At 51.8% G+C, this 21,074-nt stretch carries 18 protein-coding genes; 9 read left to right on the top strand and 9 right to left on the bottom strand.

Going from position 1 to position 21,074, the window contains the following annotated elements:
- Positions 1 to 4: 4 nt before the first annotated feature.
- Complete coding sequence (locus BLP63_RS00525; protein ID WP_092588934.1) at positions 5 to 1,372, top strand: MATE family efflux transporter; 1,368 nt, start codon at positions 5 to 7, stop codon at positions 1,370 to 1,372.
- Positions 1,373 to 1,477: 105 nt separating this feature from the next.
- Here the strand turns inward: BLP63_RS00525 and truA are convergent, their stop codons facing one another.
- The 3 genes from truA to BLP63_RS00540 are packed head-to-tail and all read right to left on the bottom strand — an operon-like array spanning position 1,478 to position 4,181.
- Positions 1,478 to 2,317: a tRNA pseudouridine(38-40) synthase TruA gene (gene truA / locus BLP63_RS00530; protein WP_092588935.1), complete on the bottom strand. Its 840-nt coding sequence runs from the start codon at positions 2,315 to 2,317 to the stop codon at positions 1,478 to 1,480.
- A 4-nt stretch (positions 2,318 to 2,321) separates the two neighbouring features.
- Positions 2,322 to 3,704 carry a Na+/H+ antiporter NhaC family protein gene (locus tag BLP63_RS00535; RefSeq protein WP_092588936.1) on the bottom strand — a complete coding sequence of 461 codons (1,383 nt, stop codon included), beginning with the start codon at positions 3,702 to 3,704 and terminating at the stop codon, positions 2,322 to 2,324.
- Between the two features lie 6 nt (positions 3,705 to 3,710).
- Complete coding sequence (locus BLP63_RS00540) at positions 3,711 to 4,181, bottom strand: HAD family hydrolase (protein ID WP_092588937.1); 471 nt, start codon at positions 4,179 to 4,181, stop codon at positions 3,711 to 3,713.
- Between the two features lie 73 nt (positions 4,182 to 4,254).
- Here BLP63_RS00540 and BLP63_RS00545 point away from each other — a divergent pair, with 73 nt between their 5' ends.
- Positions 4,255 to 5,076, top strand: coding sequence for a DJ-1/PfpI family protein (locus tag BLP63_RS00545; protein ID WP_092588938.1), 822 nt, complete (start codon positions 4,255 to 4,257; stop codon positions 5,074 to 5,076).
- A 156-nt stretch (positions 5,077 to 5,232) separates the two neighbouring features.
- Here BLP63_RS00545 and BLP63_RS00550 read toward each other — a convergent pair whose 3' ends face one another.
- Complete coding sequence (locus BLP63_RS00550) at positions 5,233 to 5,691, bottom strand: hypothetical protein (RefSeq protein WP_092588939.1); 459 nt, start codon at positions 5,689 to 5,691, stop codon at positions 5,233 to 5,235.
- Between the two features lie 111 nt (positions 5,692 to 5,802).
- Between BLP63_RS00550 and BLP63_RS00555 the strand changes: the two genes are divergently transcribed.
- A complete protein-coding gene (locus BLP63_RS00555; RefSeq protein WP_092588940.1) occupies positions 5,803 to 6,465 on the top strand; it encodes an HAD hydrolase-like protein in 663 nt (220 codons plus the stop codon).
- 93 nt (positions 6,466 to 6,558) lie between these two features.
- Here BLP63_RS00555 and nifJ read toward each other — a convergent pair whose 3' ends face one another.
- Both nifJ and BLP63_RS00565 read right to left on the bottom strand, forming a co-directional pair.
- Positions 6,559 to 10,098 (bottom strand): pyruvate:ferredoxin (flavodoxin) oxidoreductase, encoded by a 3,540-nt coding sequence (gene nifJ / locus BLP63_RS00560; protein ID WP_092588941.1) that lies wholly within the window; start codon positions 10,096 to 10,098, stop codon positions 6,559 to 6,561.
- A gap of 224 nt (positions 10,099 to 10,322) precedes the next feature.
- Complete coding sequence (locus BLP63_RS00565; protein WP_092588942.1) at positions 10,323 to 11,510, bottom strand: class I SAM-dependent methyltransferase; 1,188 nt, start codon at positions 11,508 to 11,510, stop codon at positions 10,323 to 10,325.
- 180 nt (positions 11,511 to 11,690) lie between these two features.
- Between BLP63_RS00565 and BLP63_RS00570 the strand changes: the two genes are divergently transcribed.
- The 6 genes from BLP63_RS00570 to pepV all read left to right on the top strand — a co-directional run bounded on the left by BLP63_RS00570 (position 11,691) and on the right by pepV (position 17,149).
- Entirely contained in the window at positions 11,691 to 12,671 is a 981-nt protein-coding gene (locus tag BLP63_RS00570; protein ID WP_207646385.1) for an RnfABCDGE type electron transport complex subunit D, read from the top strand.
- The gene (locus BLP63_RS00575; protein WP_092588943.1) at positions 12,664 to 13,284 is read left to right on the top strand and encodes an FMN-binding protein; all 621 of its coding nucleotides are present in this window, start codon (positions 12,664 to 12,666) and stop codon (positions 13,282 to 13,284) included. Before BLP63_RS00570 ends, BLP63_RS00575 begins: the two co-directional genes overlap by 8 nt.
- 1 nt (position 13,285) lies before the next feature.
- A complete protein-coding gene (locus BLP63_RS00580) occupies positions 13,286 to 13,912 on the top strand; it encodes an NADH:ubiquinone reductase (Na(+)-transporting) subunit D (protein ID WP_092588944.1) in 627 nt (208 codons plus the stop codon).
- Positions 13,909 to 14,499, top strand: a complete 591-nt coding sequence (locus BLP63_RS00585) for an NADH:ubiquinone reductase (Na(+)-transporting) subunit E (protein ID WP_092588945.1) — start codon at positions 13,909 to 13,911, stop codon at positions 14,497 to 14,499. Before BLP63_RS00580 ends, BLP63_RS00585 begins: the two co-directional genes overlap by 4 nt.
- An 18-nt stretch (positions 14,500 to 14,517) precedes the next feature.
- Complete coding sequence (locus tag BLP63_RS00590) at positions 14,518 to 15,618, top strand: NADH:ubiquinone reductase (Na(+)-transporting) subunit F (RefSeq protein ID WP_092588946.1); 1,101 nt, start codon at positions 14,518 to 14,520, stop codon at positions 15,616 to 15,618.
- Between the two features lie 133 nt (positions 15,619 to 15,751).
- Entirely contained in the window at positions 15,752 to 17,149 is a 1,398-nt protein-coding gene (gene pepV, locus BLP63_RS00595; RefSeq protein ID WP_092588947.1) for a dipeptidase PepV, read from the top strand.
- Between the two features lie 95 nt (positions 17,150 to 17,244).
- Here pepV and galU read toward each other — a convergent pair whose 3' ends face one another.
- From galU to BLP63_RS00610, 3 genes are all read right to left on the bottom strand, one after another.
- A complete protein-coding gene (gene galU / locus BLP63_RS00600) occupies positions 17,245 to 18,114 on the bottom strand; it encodes a UTP--glucose-1-phosphate uridylyltransferase GalU (protein WP_092588948.1) in 870 nt (289 codons plus the stop codon).
- 215 nt (positions 18,115 to 18,329) lie between these two features.
- Positions 18,330 to 19,583, bottom strand: coding sequence for a glycosyltransferase family 4 protein (locus tag BLP63_RS00605; RefSeq protein WP_092588949.1), 1,254 nt, complete (start codon positions 19,581 to 19,583; stop codon positions 18,330 to 18,332).
- Complete coding sequence (locus BLP63_RS00610; protein ID WP_092588950.1) at positions 19,580 to 20,959, bottom strand: hypothetical protein; 1,380 nt, start codon at positions 20,957 to 20,959, stop codon at positions 19,580 to 19,582. The genes BLP63_RS00605 and BLP63_RS00610 overlap by 4 nt, the downstream gene beginning before the upstream one ends.
- Between the last annotated feature and the right edge of the window lie 115 nt (positions 20,960 to 21,074).

The raw sequence follows: 21,074 nt of genomic DNA on the forward strand, positions 1-21,074 counted from the left end.
AAAAATGCTGGCTGAGGCGCCCATCGGAAAACTGCTGATAAAGCTTTCCGTCCCGGCCACGTTAGCCATGATTGTCAATGCATTATATAATATTGTAGACGCCATTTACATTGGTCAGGGCGTGGGATTTTTGGGGATGGCCGGTTTGACGGTCTCCTTTCCAATACAGATGTTTATTCTGGCCGTGGGTCAAATGGTGGGCATAGGCGGCGGCGCGCTGGCGTCCATCAGCCTCGGGGAAGGCGACAGCGAAAAGGCGGACAACGTTGCCGGAAACGCCTATGTACTCATCGTCATCCTTGGCATCGCTATCATGATCCTGGGCTCCCTCTTCCTGGATCCAATCCTGAAGACCTTTGGCGCTTCTTCGGACGTCCTGCCTTACGCCAGGGATTATATGTCCGTCATCTTCATGGGCGCTGTCTTTTTCAGTTTCTCAGTTGTAGGCAACAATATTGTCCGCTCTGAAGGCAATGCCATGGTCGCCATGATCTCCATGATGATTGGCGCCGGACTCAACATTGTGCTGGATCCTGTGTTTATCTTCGCTCTCGACATGGGGATTCGCGGGGCCGCGCTGGCGACCATCCTTTCACAATTCGTTTCATTCATTTATCTGCTTGTCTATATGTACAGCGGTAAGAGTATTTTCGCCATAAAACCCCATCATCTGCGACCGCACATTAAGTATATGAAAGAAATTCTCAGCCTGGGCTTCCCTGCTTTTTCCAGACAAGTCGGCGGCAGCATCCTGGCAATCTTTCTGAACAACAGCATTGTGCATTACGGCGGCGACATTGCGTTGTCCGCCTATGGCGCCATCAACCGGATCATCTCATTCCTGTTCATGCCTATGTTCGGTGTCCTGCAGGGCTTCCAGCCTATTGCGGGTTTCAATTACGGCGCGAAGCGCTTCGATCGGGTTCGTGAATCCATTAAGATCGCCCAGATCACGCTGATCGCTATGTCCAGCTTTGGCTGGGCGATTGCCCAACTCTTCCCGGCACTGATCATGCGCCTGTTCACACCGGAAGCCGAGGTCATAGAAATTGGGGCGCATGCGCTTAGAATCATCATTTCAGCGATTCCATTCGTCTCAATTCAGATCATGAGCGCCTCGGTCTATCAGGCCCTCGGAAAGCCAAAACCGGCGCTGTTCTTGTCACTGCTCAGGCAGTTTATTCTCTTCATACCTCTGATGTTTATCATTCCGGCGGTGACGGGGCTTGGTCTGACAGGTCTGTGGCTGACCTTCCCGGCTGCGGATGTCGTCTCTACAATTGTGAGTATCTATATGCTGGCAAAGCTCAATCAGCAAATGAAGATCGCTCAGGAAAATCAGGACGCCTTGCCGTCCCAGCCTCAGCTGTGATGGAGATGGGGTATTGAAACTGCGACCATCGGCAAAAAGCATAAAAATAAGTGCAAAAATCGAAAACTACCCAGGATGGATTCCTGGGTAGTTTTTTGCTTAATATTATTGTGGCTCAGAGGTTAGAGGCCGCGTTTTTTTACCTGAGGCTTCATAGCGGACGGCTTCCAAATATAAGCCATGGGCCGGCGCCAGCTCACTTGACAGCCGCCGGTCTCCTGATTCAAGCATCTGCCTGACCCTATCCGTGGGCACCCGGCCAAGGCCTGTTTCGATCAAAGTCCCGGTAATCTTGCGAGCCATGTTGTGAAGGAAGCCGTTTGCCGTAATTCGAATTTCTATGCGGTTGCCGTTCACCTGCCCGTGCTGACCGCCAGGGGCCCAAGCCGGAACCGGCGGAATTTCCACAATTTCAAGACCCGTGATCCTGCGCACCATAGACTTCTTTTTAGACTTCGCTGTGGTAAAAGCCGTAAAATCGTACTCGCCTACAAAGTCCTCCGCAGCCCTTTTCATGGCCGCCAGGTCAAGGGGCTCGGCCAGATACAGGCTGTACCTGCGGCTGAAGGGATCCGGAATATCCGCGTTCAGAATTTTGTAAAGATAGGTCTTTGAAACCGCGGCGTAGCGGGCGTGAAAACTCGGGTGCACCTGCTCGAGGCTCAGAACGGACAGATCCTCTGGCAAATAAAAATTCATGTCCTTTTGGAGCTGTGCCGCATCTATGACCTTCCCTGTGGAAAACGTCGCGACTTGGCCAAGGGCATGAACCCCCGCGTCCGTCCGTCCCGCCCCTTCGATTTCAACGCTTTCGTCGAGAAGCCGCGACAGCGCCGCTTCGAGCTTCCCTTGGATCGTCTCCGCCTTCAGGTCATCCCCAAGCCGCTGCCAGCCCCGGTAGCGGTGTCCGTCATAGGCCAGGTCCATTTTGTATCTGTAAGTCATAATTTTACGCTCCTTTTTGTGAGGCTCGTGGTCGCGAAATCCCCCGCCGGCCAAGTATAATCGCATAAAGTACCGTAGTCAGCGGGAACAAATATAATAGAACACTGTACTTACCATACATGGCCGGCGTAATCCCTGTCAGACCTACAATAATGATGGTGTTGACATTCCAAAACTGCAGCGGCGCCATAATCACGCCCGTGTCAGATACCGTCCTAACCAAGTCCGCTATGGTCAACCCCCTGGCTTCAAAGGCACTCCGCAAAGATTTAACTGGCAGTAGAATGGGCAGCGTCTGATCACAGGAGACGCTTAGGAACAGAATGCTGAGAAGACCGGTTTTTACCGTAAGCCTCCCTGGACCGTCCCGCTCCGAGATCAGCTTGCCCATCAATGGCGCCAGCGCGTCCGTCCGTTCGAGAATCCCGCTGAAAGCGACCGCGCAGAGCACAATCATCAGCACCTCCAGCATGGGGAGAACGCCCCCGCCTTTAAGGATGCCCGCGAGAAGCGGCGCAGTGTCCGAAGACAGGCTGTAGCCCCCCAGCAACCACCCTGCCAGCTGCAGGATCCCCGCACCTTGTATCAGGATGGCCGTCAGGCTGCCAATCAAAATGCAGACCAGCATGCCGACATGAATTTTAAATCCCTTGAAGGTCATGGCAAGCAGGAGTGCCGGAATCGCAAACAGCAGCGGACTCATGACATATTGCTCAGAGAGGGCCCCCCGGAGCACCTCAGTGTCCACCGCAGCCGATACAGTCTGGGTCGTGCTTCCGAGCCACGCGTAAAGCCCGGCACATACCAGCATCACTGGTATTGTGGTTTTAAGCGCAGCCCTGGCATACGTCTTGTACGGGAGCTTTGCCACCCCAAGCTGCAGATTGACCAGCCCATTGACCGGCGAAAGCTTGTCCGCAATGTAGGATCCGGACAGGATCGCGCCCAGGATCAGCGGTGGCGCGAAGCCAAAGCCGCTCCCAATTCCCATAAGGGCTATACCTATGGTACTCAGCGTCCCCAGGCCCGTTCCCATGATCATGGCGACGACCGCGGTAATCAAAAAAGCCGCCATCAAAAAGGTCTCCTTGGCAAACCACTCGAGACCATAATAAATAATAGCCGGAATGACCCCTGAAGCGATCCAGATGGCAATGGAGGCCCCCATTAAAAGGATGACGACATAAACTACCGTGCAGCCACGCACCGCAATAAGTGCCGAATCTATCATCACCCTTGGATCAAAGCCTTTTCGACCGAAGAAGAATAAAAGCAGTAAGATGGCAGTCGCAAAGCCCCAAAAAAGTGAAATCTGGAGCAAGATTGCGCTTACAATGCAAAGCACCACCATCAGCAAGGTGATCAGGCTGTCGCGAAATGTCAGCATGGGAACCTACTCTCTCAGGGTTGCGACAAGGCGCTTTGGATTTTCCAAAGTATCCAGCACATCCAGAATATCTATAAACAAGAGATCCGCGTCCATCAGCGCTCTCCGCGCGAGGCCTTCCGCGCCAATGACCGCGATCCCCAAAATGGCGCGCTTCAACATCAAACTGTCATTATTGCCATTGCCTACCGCAATGGTACGATCCGTTCCAAGTTTTTGAAGAAACTCAAGCTTTTCCTCTGTACCATGTTCACTTTCCAGAATATGAACGTCAATGCGCATACCCTCAAAGGCTTTTTTCACCGTGCCATAGGTATCCGCAGTCAAAATATAGATTTTTACTGTATGAGAGAGCTTTTTCAATCGTTCAAGGACACCCTCAATCAATTCGCCATCTTTGGCCACCGTACCGTTATAATCAAATACCACATTTTTGATGACTAATTTCCCATAAGAAGGAATATCAACTTCCAGCATAGCTTGCCTCCTGTTTGTATGATTTGCGTAAAACGCCAAAAAAAAGGTATATATAAGTGAGGAGGTGATCCAAATGTCAGACCTGTCCCCCGACACAAAATTTTCTGAAAGCAGAACTGAAGACGCGAGCGCAAAAAAATCCCAAAGCACCACAAAAGGTAAAGTCCTTGCTGTCGTCAGTTCCGCCAGAAGTCTGACAATGTCAGACGGCACCTCCGTCTCCTGTGGCTATCATCTGTGTGAGCTTGCGGATCTGCATAGAGCCTTGACTGAAGCCGGCTATCAGGTTGTGTTCGCAACGCCGGACGGCGATACGCCTCTGGCAGACGAAGACGGCGCTTCAGCCCTGGAACCCGAACAGCGCAGAGCTTATGAGCTTTATATAGATAGTCTGACGGAGCTGCTGATCCCACTGAAGCTCTCTGACATCACCGAGGAAATGCTGTTACACCTTCACGGTCTGCTTATACCGGGCGGAAAAGGCGCCTTGTCCGACCTTCCAAATCATAAGGATATGAAGCGCATCCTTAAGCATATGAAAGCGCATATGAAGCCCATTGTCGCCATAGGTCACGGCACCGCCGGATTGATTCAGGAACCGGAGCCAGATGAGGCTTGGCTGTTTTATGATTATGAAATGACCTGTTTCCCTAAAGCCCTCGAAGAACGTCTTGCCAAACGCCAGGCCACGGCGGCACCGGCTTTTGACCTCGAGGGGGTTCTGGATGATTTGGGCGCGGAGCTGCGCTTTCACAGGCATTACAGCCGCGAATTCATAGTGGAGTTCAAAGAGCTTCTCACTGGACAAAACAGCGCCTCAGTGGCGAGCTTGGCCAAACTGGTCATCTGCCACCTGAACAGAAACCTCAAGACGCGCAAAGAGATGAACCTTTAATTATGCGAATGCTTTTTAACCTTATTCATTCATTGATTTACTCACAAGCATCACCGTCAGGTGCAACAGCCTGGCGGTTTTTTCTTTTTCACGAATTTTCAAATTTGGGCTCAAGGTCTGACGGGCCGAACCATTTCTTCTCTGATGATGATTCCCCTACAACCTGCTTCTCAAGAGCGCAGGATGCGTCAAGTCCCTGTCTTCGATCACCCAATCGCCATTGACACATTCCCTCAAGGCTTCGAGTCGCTGCTTCCAGGCCTTCATAGCCAAGTCTTTCCAACTCGAGAAAACCTCAAACTCGAGGCTGCCTAATTCCTCTGCCACGACGCCAAAGCGGCCGGGATCCGGGTGGACCACAACATGTACTTCCGTGCAATATTGCGTCCTGGAGGCACATGGCATCAGATGGAAGACGACGCGGTCTTTGATTTCATTGCCTTCGTCATCAAGCGTCTTCCAAACAGCCTCTACCTTTTCTCGAGTCTCAACATCAATAATCTCAAGCTTTGTTTTTTCCCCTTTCAGCCACTTGACCAAGAAATCCTCATGGGTCAGCCAGCGCTCAGCTCTGTGAAGCTCGCAAAACAAACGCGTACGAGTGTGTATGAACATGGCTCATTATCCCTCCAGTTCCATTTTCCCTTTCTTTAGTGTAACATAGAAGCACGAGAACGTTCATCAAAATCTGTGAAGAATGCTGAACAAATGAAGGGAGCACCCGCCATGTCCTACTGCAATCTGATCTTTGATCTGGACGGTACACTGATCGAGCCAAAAACCGGCATCACCCGCGCGATTGCTTACGCGCTTAAATACTATGATATTGAAATCCCAGAGTCAGAGTACGACACTTTGACGCCATTTATTGGACCACCGCTCACAGAATCCTTTTCCCGGTACTATGGCTTTGATGACGCCAAGGCTCGGGAAGCCGTCGAAAAATACCGCGAGTATTACTCGGTCACCGGCCTTTTTGAGTGCAACTTATACCCCGGCATCACAGAGCTCCTTGCAGAGCTGAGCGCTTCCGGAGCACACATTTACCTTGCGACTTCAAAGCCCCAGACCTTTGCAGAGACAATTCTGAAGCACCTTGGGCTGGCGCGTTTCTTTAAGCTTATAGCCGGCAGCACCTTCGACCACACCCGGGATCAGAAGTCTCAGGTCATCCACTGGCTGCTGAGCCAGGAGCAACTGACGCCAGCGTCGTGCCTTATGATTGGCGACCGGCACTACGACGTTGAAGGCGCAAGGGTTTGCGGCATTGAAACCATTGCCGTAGGCTATGGCTACGGCTCTGAAGAGGAATTTGACCAATGTACGCCGGCCTACCGGGCCAAGACCGTCGAAGCGCTGGCAGAACTGCTCCGCCAGTTGGTCGGCTAAATAAGAACATCCCTTCCACGCCATCTAAAAACCCCATCCCCGAGAAAACTCGGAGATGGGGTTTTATCATTGCATTTTCAATGGAATCAGAGATTAATATTCCATTTTCGCCATACGGACATAGCCGTCATAACGATCTTTAGCTTCTTTTTCAGAAGTCTCGAAGAGCTTGTCAGCAACTTCAGGGAACAGACTCTTCAGAGAAGAGTAACGCACTTCACCCATGAGGAAATCTTTGAATTCAGTGGTTGGCGCCTTGGAATCAAGGATGAAAGGATTCTTCCCTGCTTCTTTAAGACGTGGATCGAATCTCCAAAGGTGCCAGTAGCCAGCGTCAACTGCTTCTTTCATGCGGTTTTGGGACTTGCCCATACCCGCCTTGATGCCATGGTTGATACATGGCGCGTAAGCGATGATGAGGGATGGTCCGTCATAGCTTTCAGCTTCAATGAGGGCTTTCATAAACTGGTTCTTGTCAGCGCCCATTGCAACTTGAGCGACATAGACATAGCCATAAGTCGCTGCGATCATACCAAGATCCTTTTTCTTCACGCGCTTGCCGGCTGCGGCAAACTTAGCGATAGAAGCTGTTGGGGATGCCTTGGAGGACTGACCGCCTGTATTTGAGTAAACCTCTGTATCAAAGACGAGGACGTTGACGTTTTCACCGGAAGCCAGAACGTGGTCGAGGCCACCGAAGCCAATGTCATATGCCCAGCCGTCGCCGCCAAGAATCCACTGGCTGCGCTTGATCAGGAAGTCTTTGTGCGTCTCGAAGAACTCGAGGATCTCTTTAGCTTTTGCGTCTGTGACTTTGTTGTCATTGAGGATCTGGAGGATGCCCACCGCTGCTTCTTTTGAAGCTTTGGCGTCTTCCAAGTCCTCTGCCCAAGCTGCAAATGGCGCTTTGACAGCGTCGTCAAGCTCCAGTGCAGCAAGCTCAAGCGCTTTGTCTTTCATCAGCGTGCGGACAGCCGTGTTGCCGAGGACCATACCCATGCCATATTCCGCATTATCTTCAAAGAGGGAGTTTGCCCAAGAAGGACCTTTGCCTTCCTGATTCTTGCAGTACGGCGTAGAAGGTGCGGAACCGCCCCAGATGGAGGAACAGCCTGTTGCGTTGGCAATGGACATTCTGTCGCCGTAAAGCTGAGTGACAACCTTGATGTATGGTGTCTCACCGCAGCCTGCGCAAGCGCCAGAGAATTCAAAGAGCGGCTGTGCGAACTGGCTGCCTTTAACCGTATTGGTCGCCATGAGGTTATCTTTGACTGGAAGCTTGACTGCATAGTTCCAGTTAGGAATTTCTTTATTGACTTGCGTGTCCAGTGGTTTCATAACCAGAGCCTTGTTCTTTGCAGGACAGATGTCGGCACAGTTTCCGCAGCCCGTACAGTCCATAGTGGAGACCTGAATCTTGTACTGAAGCTCTTCAAAGCCTTTGCCCATAGCCTTGAGTGTCTCAAAGCCCTCAGGTGCGTTTGCCTTTTCTTCTGCTGTCAGAAGGAATGGACGGATGACCGCATGCGGACAAACGAAGGAACACTGGTTACACTGAATGCAGTTTTCTGGCTGCCACTCAGGCACCGTTACCGCTATACCGCGCTTCTCGTAAGCAGCGCTGCCCGCTTCAAAAGTTCCATCCTCAGCGCCGACGAAGGTGCTGACCGGGAGACTGTCGCCTTCCTGGCGGTTCATTGGGACCAAAATGTCCTTGATGAAGCCCGGAAGCTCTTCTTTGCCTTTTTCGTCTGCGTCAACAGCATCTTTGAAGGACTCAGGAATCTCAACTTTGACGAGCTTCTCAATGCCTGCGTCAACAGCCTGGTCGTTCATGGCGACAATTTTCTCGCCTTTGCTGCCATAGCTCTTTTCATTGGCTTCTTTGAGGTACTTTACAGCATCCTCGACAGGGATGACATTCGCAAGTTTGAAGAACGCTGCCTGCATGACCATGTTGATTCGGTTGCCAAGGCCAATATCTTCCGCGATTGTCGTTGCGTCGATTGTATAGAAGTTGATCTTCTTCTCATAGAGATAACGCTTCATTGCAGCAGGGAGGTTCGCTTCGACTTCTTCGCCCTTCCACATGCAGTTGAGAACGAAGTTTCCGCCCTCTTTGAGGCCCTTGAGAAGATCATACTGATAGACATAAGCCTGGTTGTGGCAAGCGATATAGTCCGCCTCGTCAATCAGGTAAGTGGAGCGGATTGGCTCCTTGCCGAAACGAAGGTGGGAAATTGTAACGCCGCCGGACTTCTTGGAGTCATAAGAGAAGTAGCCTTGCGCGTAAAGGTCTGTCTTGTCGCCTATGATCTTGATCGCGTTCTTGTTCGCGCCAACCGTACCGTCAGAGCCAAGGCCCCAGAACTTGCAGCGCACTGTGCTTGGAGACTCTGTAACGATGCTTTCCTTGCACTCGAGCGACAAGAAAGTCACGTCGTCGTTGATGCCAATAGTGAAGTTGTTCTTAGGCGCGTCGCTCTTGAGGTTTTCGTAGACTGATTTAATCTGGGAAGGCGTCGTGTCCTTGGAGCCCAAACCATAACGGCCACCGACGATCTCAGGCGCATTTTCCGCATTGTAGAACGCGTTTCTGATATCCAGATAAAGAGGCTCGCCAAGGGAACCTGGCTCCTTCGTTCTGTCGAGAACCGCAATTTTCTTGACGGTCTCAGGCAGAACTTTCATCATGTATTCAGGCGCGAACGGTCTGTAAAGTCTGACTTTGATCAGACCGACTTTTTCGCCGCGAGCATTTAAGTAATCAATAGTTTCTTCGATCGTCTGTGTCACAGAACCCATGGCGACGATCACGCGGTCCGCATCTGGCGCGCCATAGTAATCGAAGAGATTGTATGTTCTTCCTGTAACTTTGCTGATTTCTTTCATATAGTCTTCAACAATGCCAGGAATTGCTGTGTAGAACTTGTTGGAAGCTTCTTTCGCCTGGAAGAAGATGTCCGGGTTTTGAGCCGTACCGCGGGTTACAGGATTCTCAGGGTTAAGGGCGTTCTTTCTGAACTCCGCTATAGCTTCCTTGTCGACCAATCTGTCGAAATCCGCGTAATCGATCACTTCAACTTTTTGAACTTCGTGGGAGGTTCTGAAACCGTCAAAAAAGTGGAGGAAAGGAATTCTGGACTTGATGGCACTAAGATGCGCTATGCCGCCGAGGTCGACTACTTCTTGAACGGAGCCTGACGCGAGGAGCGCGAAGCCCGTCTGACGAGCCGCCATAACGTCTGAATGGTCTCCGAAAATGGAGAGCGCGTGACCTGCGAGCGCCCGTGCGCTGACGTGGAAAACGCAAGGGAGAAGTTCGCCGGCAATTTTGTACATATTCGGGATCATCAGGAGCAAACCTTGTGATGCGGTAAAGGTCGTCGTCAAAGCACCAGCTTGAAGTGAACCGTGCACAGCACCAGCGGCACCTGCCTCAGATTGCATTTCAGTAACTTGAACACGCTGACCGAAGATGTTTCTCTTGTCACCTGCAGCCCACTCATCTACGAGCTCTGCCATTGTAGAAGATGGCGTGATTGGATAAATAGCCGCCACTTCGGTAAAAGCGTATGCGACATATGAAGCCGCGGTGTTGCCGTCCATGGTTTTCATGACTTTCTTACTCATCGACAACTTGCCTCCTAACTAATATTTGAATTGAATTGGTTTTCATAAACCCAGTATAGTATACAATATACACTATGTCAACGCCCATTGTTAAATTGTATACAATTATTCAAGCTCGCTCAGCCCTGTAATTTCAACACTTACAAAATTTCAAGCCTATAATCGTAAATATTTTTATAGATTTTTGTATACAGTATACACCTGTTTAATGTGACCGTTATTTCTTAAACACTTTCGCAGCGACGCCTCAAATAAGTTTCCCCAAGCCCAAAAGTTTTCTCAAAGGCATCCACGGCTTGCCACTTCGACATTTCAACTTGAGGCGCCTCACCAGGCACCTCCGCACGTCGCCTGGTCGCCCTGAGCAACAGATTTTTAGGCGTATGTGTCATATCGATAAATTCGAGGACCTGCACCTCATACCCAAAAGCTTCCATCACCAGCGCCCGGTAAGCATCTGTCACGATCCCCGTCATGCGTTCCCGAAGGATTCCATACTTTAATACAGGCTCAAGCGTGTCGTTCTCAAGCCGGTCGTGAAGCTCATGCTGACAGCACGGGACACTGAGGAGCGCCGCCACCTTCCAGCCAATGCTTTTCACAATAGCTTCATCCGTGGCCGTGTCACAAGCGTGAAGCGTCACCACCAGATCGACCTCGCCGCCCTCTTCATGGTTGCGGATATCACCGACCTCAAACCGCAGCCCCTCATACCCCAGAGCCACCGCTGTCTCGTTGCAGAATTTAACCACGTCCGCCTTAAGATCCAGCCCAATTATGGAGACCTCCATGCCAAGCTTTCTGGTAAAGAAGTCATACATGGCAAAGGTCAGATAAGCCTTGCCGCATCCAAAATCCACAATCCGAAGAGGTCTGTCCTTCTTTGGCAGCACCTTCACAACATCCTCCACATACTCGAGGAACCGGTTGATTTGCCGGAACTTGTCATACCTGCTTTTGACGACCTTGCCCGCCTCGGTCTGAACGCCAAGCTGCACGAGATAGTCCACAGGAACCCCGTCCTCAAGGATATAATGCTTTTGCCGATTGTGACTTAAATCCACCACCCTCTCCTCAACCTGCGCTTTCAGAGACTTCACCACAACGCGGCAATCCTCGCTTGAATTGGCAAAGATCTTGACATCTGCCTTTGTCGTCTTAAGGTCGAGCTGCTTGAACTTTTCCGCCATCAGCCCGGCGATCTCTTCCAGCGCCTCTGCCTGGTCCAGATTTTTGTGCCGCACCTTGTCCTTTTCATGATATTCAAGTTGGAAGCGTATTCCGGCCTTGATCTTGACCGGCTTGACCACGACTTTGACAAGCTCTGAACTGGTTTTTTTCCCACTCAGCGTACCTTTTACCAGCACCTCCTCACGAATCCATTCTTCAAGAGCCGTATACAATTTGCCCAATGTGTGCCACCCCACTTCATTCTATCCCCAAACAGCCGCTTCCTCAGAAATAGCGGAAGCGCGATTTATTCAAAAGAAAAAACTCACCACAATTATATCACAATCCCAACATCAGAATGTTTTAATCGTTTTGACCAGGGATATAAATAGGCTATACAGCATCATGAGGGGGGTTCGTCTTTGTCTGAGATTCTTGGAATGAAATTTATGAAACAGGCACTGATGCGTAAAGTCTTATACGCATTGGCACCGATCATTTTGGCATCGGTTTATTTTTTTGGATGGCGCTCAATTCTCCTGATTGCCGTCAGCGTCCTCTTTGGTGTCCTGGCGGAGTGGGCTTTTAAGCGAAGGTCCAAAAAACCTGTCACGGAGGCGGTCTTTGTCACCGCCGTTCTCTATTCGCTCACATTGCCGCCTGCGACGCCGTTCTGGGTCGCCGCGGTAGGCATTATCTTTGGCGTTGTCTTTGGAAAAGAGGCCTTTGGCGGCTTCGGCCGGAACGTATTCAACCCTGCGCTTGTCGGCAGAGCCTTCGTCTATGTCTCGTTCCCTAAGTTTCTGACCACCGAGTGGAATGTGCCCGCTTCCGGTTTTCCGGGTGGCTTTGGTACCTATCTGACACCTCAGGTAGACGCTCTGAGCACGGCGACGCCGCTGATCACCTACAGATCTTCAGGCCTGATGGCCGAGTACTTGGACATTGCCTTTGGCCGTGTCAGCGGTTCTTTGGGTGAAACCAGCGCCATCCTCATCATTTTGGCAGGCATTTATCTCATTTATACCAAAACGGCGTCCAAAGAAACCATGGGCGGCGTACTTTTGGGTTATTTGGCCATGAGCACGATCTTCTTCGCCACCGGCGTCTCTCAAGTGCCAAATCCGCTCTTTGGATTATTCTCAGGCGGCTTGCTGTTCGGAACCGTGTTTATGGCAACGGACCCTATCTCCAGTCCAAAGTCCAACGAGGCAAAATGGATCTACGGCATTCTGATTGGCGTGGTGACAGTCGTCATTCGAGGCTTTGCACTCTTTGCCGGCGGCATTATGTTTGCCATCCTCATAGGCAACACTTTCGCCCCAATTCTGGACGAGCTCGTAAAATACTTCAAAAGCCAAAAAACCGCCAAAGCTCAGAACGGGGGCGAGAAAATTGGCTAAAAAGAAGAAGAACACAAAACAGATTCTCTACCCAACCCTGGCCATGATCGCGCTGACCGCTGTCCTGACACTGGCCCTGGCCCTGATGAACAGCGCCACCAAGGAGCGCATTGCAGACCTTGAGGATCTGAAGGTTCAGCGGACCATCCTCTATGTCCTGAATATTGACGTGGATCAGAATGATGATGACGCTGTCGTCAGCACCTATGAAAGCATGATCTCGCCCGGAACACTCGGAGAGCTGCAGTATTTCGAAGCCCGTGAGGGCGGCAATTTAATTGGCTATGCGTTTCCAATGAACGGCGCGGCCCTATGGGGCAGCGTCAGGGGCTATATTGCCGTTTCGCCGGAGTTTGACAGAATTTTAGGCGTGGACTTTGTCTCCCACTCTGAAACGCCGGGGCTTGGCGGCCGCATTGACGAGAACTGGTACAAAGAACAGTTCAGAGATATGCCTATTCCAGAGGAAAGCGGCCCGGTCGTCATCTACAAGCCTGCGGACGGCGGCAATGCAGACGCCATCTCCGGGGCAACCTTGACTTCCGACGCCATACGCAAGCTTATAGACAGCAGCATTGAACGCATTCTCCAGGCAGAAAGGAGCGGTGCATAACATGGCTTCCAAAGTTAAAAAACTCGCGTTTGTTGGAATGTGGAAGGACAACCCTGTCTTTAGACAAATCCTGGGCATCTGCTCCGCCCTGGCAGTCACCAACCTTATGATGAACAGTCTGATCATGGGACTTGGCCTTATGTTCGTCACAGCCTTCTCCTCCCTGACGGTCTCATTGATTCGCCAGTTTACACCGAAGCATATCCGCATGATGGTTCAGACCTTTATCATTGCGGTCTACGTGATCATAGTCGACATCTTCCTGAAGGCTTACCAGCCTGAAATCAGCACAGCCCTGGGACCATATGTCGGCCTGATCATCACGAACTGCATCATCATGGGCCGCTGTGAAGCCTATGCCCAGAACAACCCTCCGCACCTTTCCTTCCTGGATGGCCTGTTTATGGGCGCCGGCTACGCTATTGTCCTCCTTGTGATCGCATTTTTCCGGGAGCTCCTGGGCTTCGGTTCACTGTTCGGCATTGAAGTTTTAGGCAGCTGGTGGGTGGACTGGACCCTCATGATCATGCCGCCAGGGGCGTTCTTCATGCTCGGCATTCTGATCTGGGTCACCAAGAATATGTTCCCGGATACGAATAAAGATGCGAAGGGAGGCGCTAAGGCATGAGTGAAATCAATCCTGTTGTCATCTTTTTTGCCGCCATCTTTACGAACAATATGATCCTGTCGAACTTCCTCGGCATGTGCTCCTTCATAGCGGTTTCAAGCGAAATCAAAACCTCCCTCAGCCTCGGTCAGGCCGTTACTTTTGTACTGACTTTCACCACATTGCTGAACTGGATGGTTTATCACTGGCTCCTCGTGCCGCTTGGCCTTGAGTACCTGAGGTTTATCATCTTCATTATAGTCATTGCGGCTTTTGTTCAATTGGTCGAAATGATCATTGACCGCTATTTTCAGTCCCTGTACTACGCCCTCGGAATCTTTCTGCCGCTAATTACCGTCAACTGCGCAATCCTCGGCGTCTCCCTCTTCATGGTGATCCGGGACTATACGCTGCTGCAGTCCATGGCCTTTGGCGTAGGCTCAGGTCTCGGCTGGACGCTGGCCATTGTCACACTGGCGGGCATCAAGCAGAAAATCAAAAACAATCCGTTGCCTAAAGGGCTTGAAGGTGCCGGGATCACACTGATCATTACCGGAATCATGGCTTTGGCCTTTATAGGATTTTCCGGCATTGTCCAAATTCAATAGAAGGGAGGCGCTTCGACTATGAATGAAATTCTGATCAGCGTCCTCTCGGTCTCCGGCATCTCTGGGGCGCTCGCACTTCTTTTGTCGATTGCGAATAAGACTATTGGCAACTACGGAGAAATGACTTTGATCATCAACGACGAAAAGGAATACAAGGTGGAGGGCGGCAGTTCTCTGCTGTCAACGCTGGTGGATGAGGAGATTTTCATCCCGTCCGCCTGCGGCGGCAAGGGCAGCTGCGGTTATTGCAAGGTGGAAGTTCTGGAGGGCGGCGGGCAGTTTCTGCCTACCGAAGCGGGCTATGTGACGCCAGAGGAGCAGAAGAAAGGTATCCGGCTGGCTTGCCAGTGCAAAGTTAAGGAACCTATCAAAATCAAGATCCCGGAAGAGCTCTTCAACGTCCGGCAGTATGATTACAACGTGGATATGCTTAAACTCCTGACACCTACGATCATGCACGTTGGGCTTACACTTCCCGCTGAAAATGAAATCAATTTTAAACCGGGACAGTATATCCAGATTCTGACGCCAATTTACAAAGAGAGCGACGAGGAGGTCTACAGAGCCTACTCCATTGCTTCAGACCCTAAGGACAAGCACAAGGTCGAGCTGTTCCTGGGCTATATCCAGGACGGCAAATGCAGTACTTATATCCACAAGCACCTTAAAGAGGGTGATAAGCTCACCGTTGTCGGACCTTTCGGGGACTTCCACTATCACGAAAGCGACCGCGAAATTGTCATGGCGGCAATTGGCACTGGAATGGCGCCTATTATGTCCATCTTAAAGCACATGGTCGAAATTAAGAGCGAGCGGAAGGCAACTTTCTACTTTGGCGCCCGAACCGGCGAGGACCTCTTTATGATGGAGGCACTGAGAGAAATTGAGGCCCAGCTGCCAAACTTCACCTTCATGCCGTGCTTATCGAGGCCGCGTCCTGAAGACAACTGGGAAGGTGAAAAAGGCCGCGTCACAGACCTCATTGAAAAGTACATTGAGGATGCCAGCGGCATGGAAGCTTATCTATGCGGCAGTCCTGTCATGATCGACAGCGTGGTGGATCTCCTCAAAGAAAAGAAAATGCCGGAGGAACACATCTATTACGACAAATTCGAATAGAGACGCATCACAGTCCATCCGCGGCCTGAAAAATCTCAAAAAAGTGATATAATGAAAGCGGCAGCGGCCAGACCAGCTGCCGTTTTCTCTGCTTGAACGACAACTTCACCGACTATAATTGGGAGGTAACTTTATGCAGCAATTTGACCATCTCATAGACGCCATGAAGGCTGATTTGATCAAAACCACCCAGGACTTGATCCGCTTCAAGAGCGTTAAAACGCCCGCTGAACCTGGCAAACCCTTTGGGGCGGGCATCGACGACTGCCTCACCTTTGCGCTGAAAACGGCAGGGGACTTTGGCTTTGCAACACGAAACGTCGACCATTACGCAGGCTACGCTGAAATGGGCGAGGGCAATGAAATGGTTGGCGTCCTCGTCCACCTGGACGTCGTCCCGGAAGGCGACGGCTGGACTCACGACCCGTATGGCGGTGAACTTGCGGACGGAAGGCTCTACGGGCGAGGCGTCAATGACAATAAGGGGCCTGCCGCAGCGGCACTCATTGCCATGAAGGCTATTCAGGATTCCGGTGTAACCCTTTCCAAACGTGTCCGTCTGATCTTTGGGACAGATGAGGAAAGCGGCTGGGCTTGCATGGATTATTACAAACAGCATGAAGAAATACCTGCCGTTGCCTTTTCTCCGGATGCTGACTTTCCGGCGATCCATGGCGAAATGGGGATTCTTGTCTTTGATCTTGTCAAGGATTTCAGCGACTACTTAAATGACGGCGGCATGCGCCTCGTCAGCCTAAAGGGCGGCAACCGCCCCAACATGGTACCGGACTATGCGGAGGCCGTCCTCGAAAACTATAAAGCTTCTGAAGACATTTTGAAGGCCTGGAATCAGGATAAGAGCGCCAACGTGACGCTGGAAATCAGCCCGGATGGCAGCAGGGCCACCGTCAGGGCTTACGGGCTCTCTGCCCATGGCAGCACGCCCTGGAAAGGCCAAAATGCCATTTCGGATTTGATTGGCTTCCTGGACTGCCTGGACCTGGAAATTGGGGACTTGACAAACTTTGTGAGATTCTACGCCGCTCAAATTGGCAGAGATCTACATGGAGAGCGCATGGGCTGCGCCTTTGAGGATGAAGATTCAGGGAAGCTCGTTTTCAATGTGGGTGTGGTCGACCTGGATCCCAGTGCCGGCCGCTTGACTGTCAATATCCGCTACCCTATTACCGTCAACGGCGACAGCGTTCTCCAAGGTGTCCGTGAAAATGCTGGTCGTTGGGGCCTTGAGCTCGTGAACCTCGAACATCAGAAGCCCCTTTTTGTGCCAAAGGATCATCCGCTGGTGACGACACTTATGAAAGTCTATCAGGCCTATACGGGTGATTCTGGGGAAGCGGTGACCATCGGCGGAGGTACTTATGCCCGGGCTTTTGAAAACGCGGTGGCATTTGGACCTATGTTCCCGGGAATGGAGGAGACGGCCCATCAGAAGGACGAGTTCTACGGGGTCGAGGACCTGGTGCTGATCGCGAAAATTTACGCGGCGGCTATTTATGAACTGGCACGGTGAAAATTGAAAAAGGGAAGCCAGCGTCAACCCACCATTGTGAATGGCGGTTGTCCACGGCTTCCCTCTTTTTATTTCGTTCATTGATTCGATTGCCTCTAAAGCGTTTCTCCGAGCACTTTCAAATACTCGCGGAACCGTTCCTTGACTTCGCTGTGGCGCAGGCCCATTTCGACGGTGGCCTTCAGATAACCCAGCTTGTCTCCGGTGTCGTAGCGGGTGCCCTCGAAGTTGTGGGCGATTATGCCCTGCTCAGCCTGCAGTGCCCTAAGCGCGTCCGTCAGCTGAATTTCGCCGTTCTTGCCCGGTTCAGTCTTCAGTAGCTTATCAAAGACTTCAGGCGTCAGTACATAACGCCCCAAAATGGCGTAATTGGAAGGCGCCTCATCCAGGGGCGGCTTTTCTACGAGGCTTTTCACCTGGAAATCGCGATTTTCGAGGGTCTGCACTTCCACTATGCCGTACTTGTCAACCTGAGACCAGTCAACGGGCTGCACGCCAACCACAGAGCAATGGTGGCGCTCATAAGCGTCAATCAGCTGCCGTGTGCAAGGCACGTCGCTGTCGACAATGTCGTCTCCAAGCATAACGACAAAGGGTTCATTGCCTACAAAGGTCTTCGCGCAGAGTACGGCATGGCCAAGGCCAAGAGCTTCTTTTTGTCGGACATAATGGACATCCGCAAGGTTTGAGACATCCTGAACTATTTTTAAAAGCGCCGCCTTTCCTTGCTTTTCGAGGACGGCCTCAAGTTCAGGGGTCTTGTCAAAATGGTCCTGGATCATATCTTTGCCGCGACCCGTGATGATGAGGATTTCTTCAATGCCTGAGGCGACGGCCTCTTCCACGATAATCTGGATCGCCGGCTTATCCACAATAGTCAGCATTTCTTTTGGCATGGATTTGGTCGCAGGCAGAAACCGCGTGCCATATCCCGCTGCCGGAATGATTGCCTTTTTAACTTTCAATGGTCAAACCTCCAATAGGTAGTATGTTTGTGACGCAGGCCGGCCTCATGATTGAAGCTGAGCGCCCGGTGTTTCCCGCCTCTTAAGTATAGCGCTTTCAAAGCGCTTTACAAGTCCACGCTGGTTAATTCTTCCTTCTGGTGAGCGATTTTCGGTGGGTGATGCCAGCCTCACAGAGTCAGCCAGCCAAGCAGCGCAGCACCTGGCTATCAAGCTCACCTCAACAAGCAGGCCTCATAGACCTTTTCTGTATCCTTCGCCGTGACTGTCCAGCTGAAATGTGTCTCGACGTGCCCGGTACAGCGCCTTCGCAGCGCTTCCTTTTGGTCAGCGTCCAAAGAGAGAATGGCCTCAAGGGCCGAGGCCAGCGCCTCCGGGTCATCCGCCGGTACAAGGCTGCCCACATCAGGCGTGATCATATCCACCAGACCCCCAGACGAGGTCCCCACCACCGGGAGGCCACAGGCCATAGCTTCCAGAGCCGCCAGGCCAAAAGGTTCGGACCTCGAAGGCATGGCAAATACGTCGCTGACACTATAGAGCGCGGCCAGGGCAGATTGGGACTGGTGCCCCACAAACCTGACCCCTCTGAGTCCCAGACACTTCGCTTTTGACATCAGTTCTTCCCTGAGCACGCCGTCACCGGCAATGACTGTAAGCACTCCGCCAGCGCTCCCAAGGTGTCCCTCATAACCCGCCGCAGCCTCCAGAAGCACGTCCACGCCTTTGAATCCAACCAGCTTTCCGGCGAAGCAGATCACGTACCTGCAGGCTTCGTCAATACCTAAGCCTTTCAGCACCTTGGTCCTCGACAGGCTCATCCGGTGAAACAGAGTGGTATCACAGCCGCTGTAGATCAGCGACCGCCGCCGCGGCGGCACACTCAAGAGGCGTTCCACGTCTTCGTCCATTTGTCTGGAAATAGTGATGACGCGGCAAGCGCTGTTTGCTGTCCTGAGGGCCATCTCCCTAAATCTTTCATCTCGTTTGTAACCCATGAGGTCCGTGCCATGGGAAGTCACCACATAGGGCCTGCCGCTTTCCCTTGCCAGGTCCGCCAGGATCCAGAGGTGCCCCACGTGAATGAGGTCCGGATCAAAGTCCTTCAATAGCTCAGCGAGTTTAGTTTTAAAGGCTTCCCGGTATAGATCGATTGCCGCCTCATCCATGTCATAGAAGGTAAAGTGACTTCTCGGGTGCGCCGTGAAGCAGGGGAAGGGGAAACCGAGGACACCGTCAGCAGCCCCCCGCTTGATCCTTTCATCACAGCTCAACACCGCACCTTCGTCTTCCCTGAATAATACCGTATGGGTTATAAACCCCTCTGATGTGGTGTCCACCGGGGAAGTTTCAGGAACCAGAATCTGAACTTCATGTCCAAGACCGACCATAGCCCTCGCTAAATTTAACGTATAAACCCCGCTGCCGGAACCCTCGAGAGGAAAGTGATTCATTAAGAGAAGCTTCATGGCGTCTCACCACCTTTACGACTTTGAATACTTACCCCGCTTATGCTATTTGCGCTTCTTATGCTGTTTACGCCCCCATCCTCGACACCCCGGGCTTCATCTCGAAGTTTCCATGCGGTGCGGACAGCTTTGGGCCAAAGCCGCCTCAGTTCGGCGTAGGCTTCCAGGGCATCCGGCAGCTGCTCAAAAGCAGCACGGGCAGCGTCAGGAAGCTTTAAAAACCTGGCATCGCCAAAGTATTCCGCCGCTGCTGCAACACTTTTCTCAAGGAAAGCGATCTGTCTTCTGGAAATGGCCCCCGCGTCCTCGCCACTCAGAGCATTGAGGATGGGATTGCGTCCAATCCACCCCAGGCAAGTGTTATAAAAGCGATTTCGTATAAACGCTTCCTTCTGAATGTCAGGGATCTGAGGGAAGGTTCCAAAGGTATCATGAAAAATTCTCAGGTCTATGTCCAGCACTTTCCAGCGCTCACTGGCCGCCAGGGTCTTGCCCAGAAGTGTATCCTCCCCCCTGGTAAGGACCCAGTCCCCTTCAAAGTGGTACGCCGTTGAGAAAAACGGAAGATGTGACTGAAAAAGTTCAAGTCGTATAGCCACATTGCCCCCAAGGATTTTGTCCGTCCAAAACGGCTGACGGCTGTCCCCGCAGTCAAAAGTCAACCCATGATGTTGGCCCGAACCCTGAACAAATGCATAAGCGGCTCCTTTTTGGAGCCCTTCAAGAAAGGTATCCAGCCCGTCAAAGGCCATGGGGGGAATGATGTAATAGCCTGAATAATCGCTGGTAGAGACGCCCACCCCAGGTAAATCAAGGGCTTCGAGATGACTTCCAAAGAAATCTGCATCCTCAAAATGATACTGACCCGGGCATCCACTCAATAGCAGCGGGGACACATCCGAATCCACGAAGACCAAAACGTCTCCACCCCCTCGAATCCCTTCGAGGATGACACCATTGCGGTTTGGGCCGTAAGGCATCTGTCCGCCGCTTTCATAAACAGGGCGGCGAAACAGCGCGTTCGCTTCCGCCTCGGTGAGCTCCCCGGCTGCATAGGCCTGAATTCTTTCTTCCGGTTGGTTAAGGTCAATCACCTCGAGGGGCACACGCGCTTCAATAGCGCGGACTGCAGCTGGATTCACTTCCCCGGAAACTGAAATGATCACTCTGTCAATTTTTCTGTTAAAACGGGCGGCGTTATCGAGAAAGGCGACAATAGTCCCGGGGTCTGTCAGCTGGCGGGTGATCATGCCAAGAACAATCTTCATTTGCATGGGCGCATCCGCTGGGGCACGCTCAGCTTCTTGTTTAGCGAAGCCTTGCCTCTCAGCTTCTTGCTGACCGGATGGCGTCATACCTTTTTCATCATTTCCCACTCCAAACTTCTCCCTTCTTCGCCTTTTCGCGGCTTCTACTTCTGCTATAATAAGGATGCGAGCAATATTTTATTAAGACGATATGCCCTGGGGTTTCCCTTAGGCTTCCCTAAGG

It is taken from the genome of Acidaminobacter hydrogenoformans DSM 2784, assembly GCF_900103005.1.
GTDB classification, from domain to species: Bacteria; Bacillota; Clostridia; order Peptostreptococcales; family Acidaminobacteraceae; genus Acidaminobacter; species Acidaminobacter hydrogenoformans.

Bases quoted from the DNA above. Each gene is read 5' to 3' on its own strand.
- BLP63_RS00525 (WP_092588934.1), top strand. From the start codon at position 5: ATGCTGGCTGAGGCGCCCATCGGAAAACTGCTGATAAAGCTTTCCGTC.
- truA (WP_092588935.1), bottom strand. From the start codon at position 2,317: ATGACTTACAGATACAAAATGGACCTGGCCTATGACGGACACCGCTAC.
- BLP63_RS00535 (WP_092588936.1), bottom strand. From the start codon at position 3,704: ATGCTGACATTTCGCGACAGCCTGATCACCTTGCTGATGGTGGTGCTT.
- BLP63_RS00540 (WP_092588937.1), bottom strand. From the start codon at position 4,181: ATGCTGGAAGTTGATATTCCTTCTTATGGGAAATTAGTCATCAAAAAT.
- BLP63_RS00545 (WP_092588938.1), top strand. From the start codon at position 4,255: ATGTCAGACCTGTCCCCCGACACAAAATTTTCTGAAAGCAGAACTGAA.
- BLP63_RS00550 (WP_092588939.1), bottom strand. From the start codon at position 5,691: ATGTTCATACACACTCGTACGCGTTTGTTTTGCGAGCTTCACAGAGCT.
- BLP63_RS00555 (WP_092588940.1), top strand. From the start codon at position 5,803: ATGTCCTACTGCAATCTGATCTTTGATCTGGACGGTACACTGATCGAG.
- nifJ (WP_092588941.1), bottom strand. From the start codon at position 10,098: ATGAGTAAGAAAGTCATGAAAACCATGGACGGCAACACCGCGGCTTCA.
- BLP63_RS00580 (WP_092588944.1), top strand. From the start codon at position 13,286: ATGGCTTCCAAAGTTAAAAAACTCGCGTTTGTTGGAATGTGGAAGGAC.
- BLP63_RS00585 (WP_092588945.1), top strand. From the start codon at position 13,909: ATGAGTGAAATCAATCCTGTTGTCATCTTTTTTGCCGCCATCTTTACG.
- BLP63_RS00590 (WP_092588946.1), top strand. From the start codon at position 14,518: ATGAATGAAATTCTGATCAGCGTCCTCTCGGTCTCCGGCATCTCTGGG.
- pepV (WP_092588947.1), top strand. From the start codon at position 15,752: ATGCAGCAATTTGACCATCTCATAGACGCCATGAAGGCTGATTTGATC.
- BLP63_RS00605 (WP_092588949.1), bottom strand. From the start codon at position 19,583: ATGAAGCTTCTCTTAATGAATCACTTTCCTCTCGAGGGTTCCGGCAGC.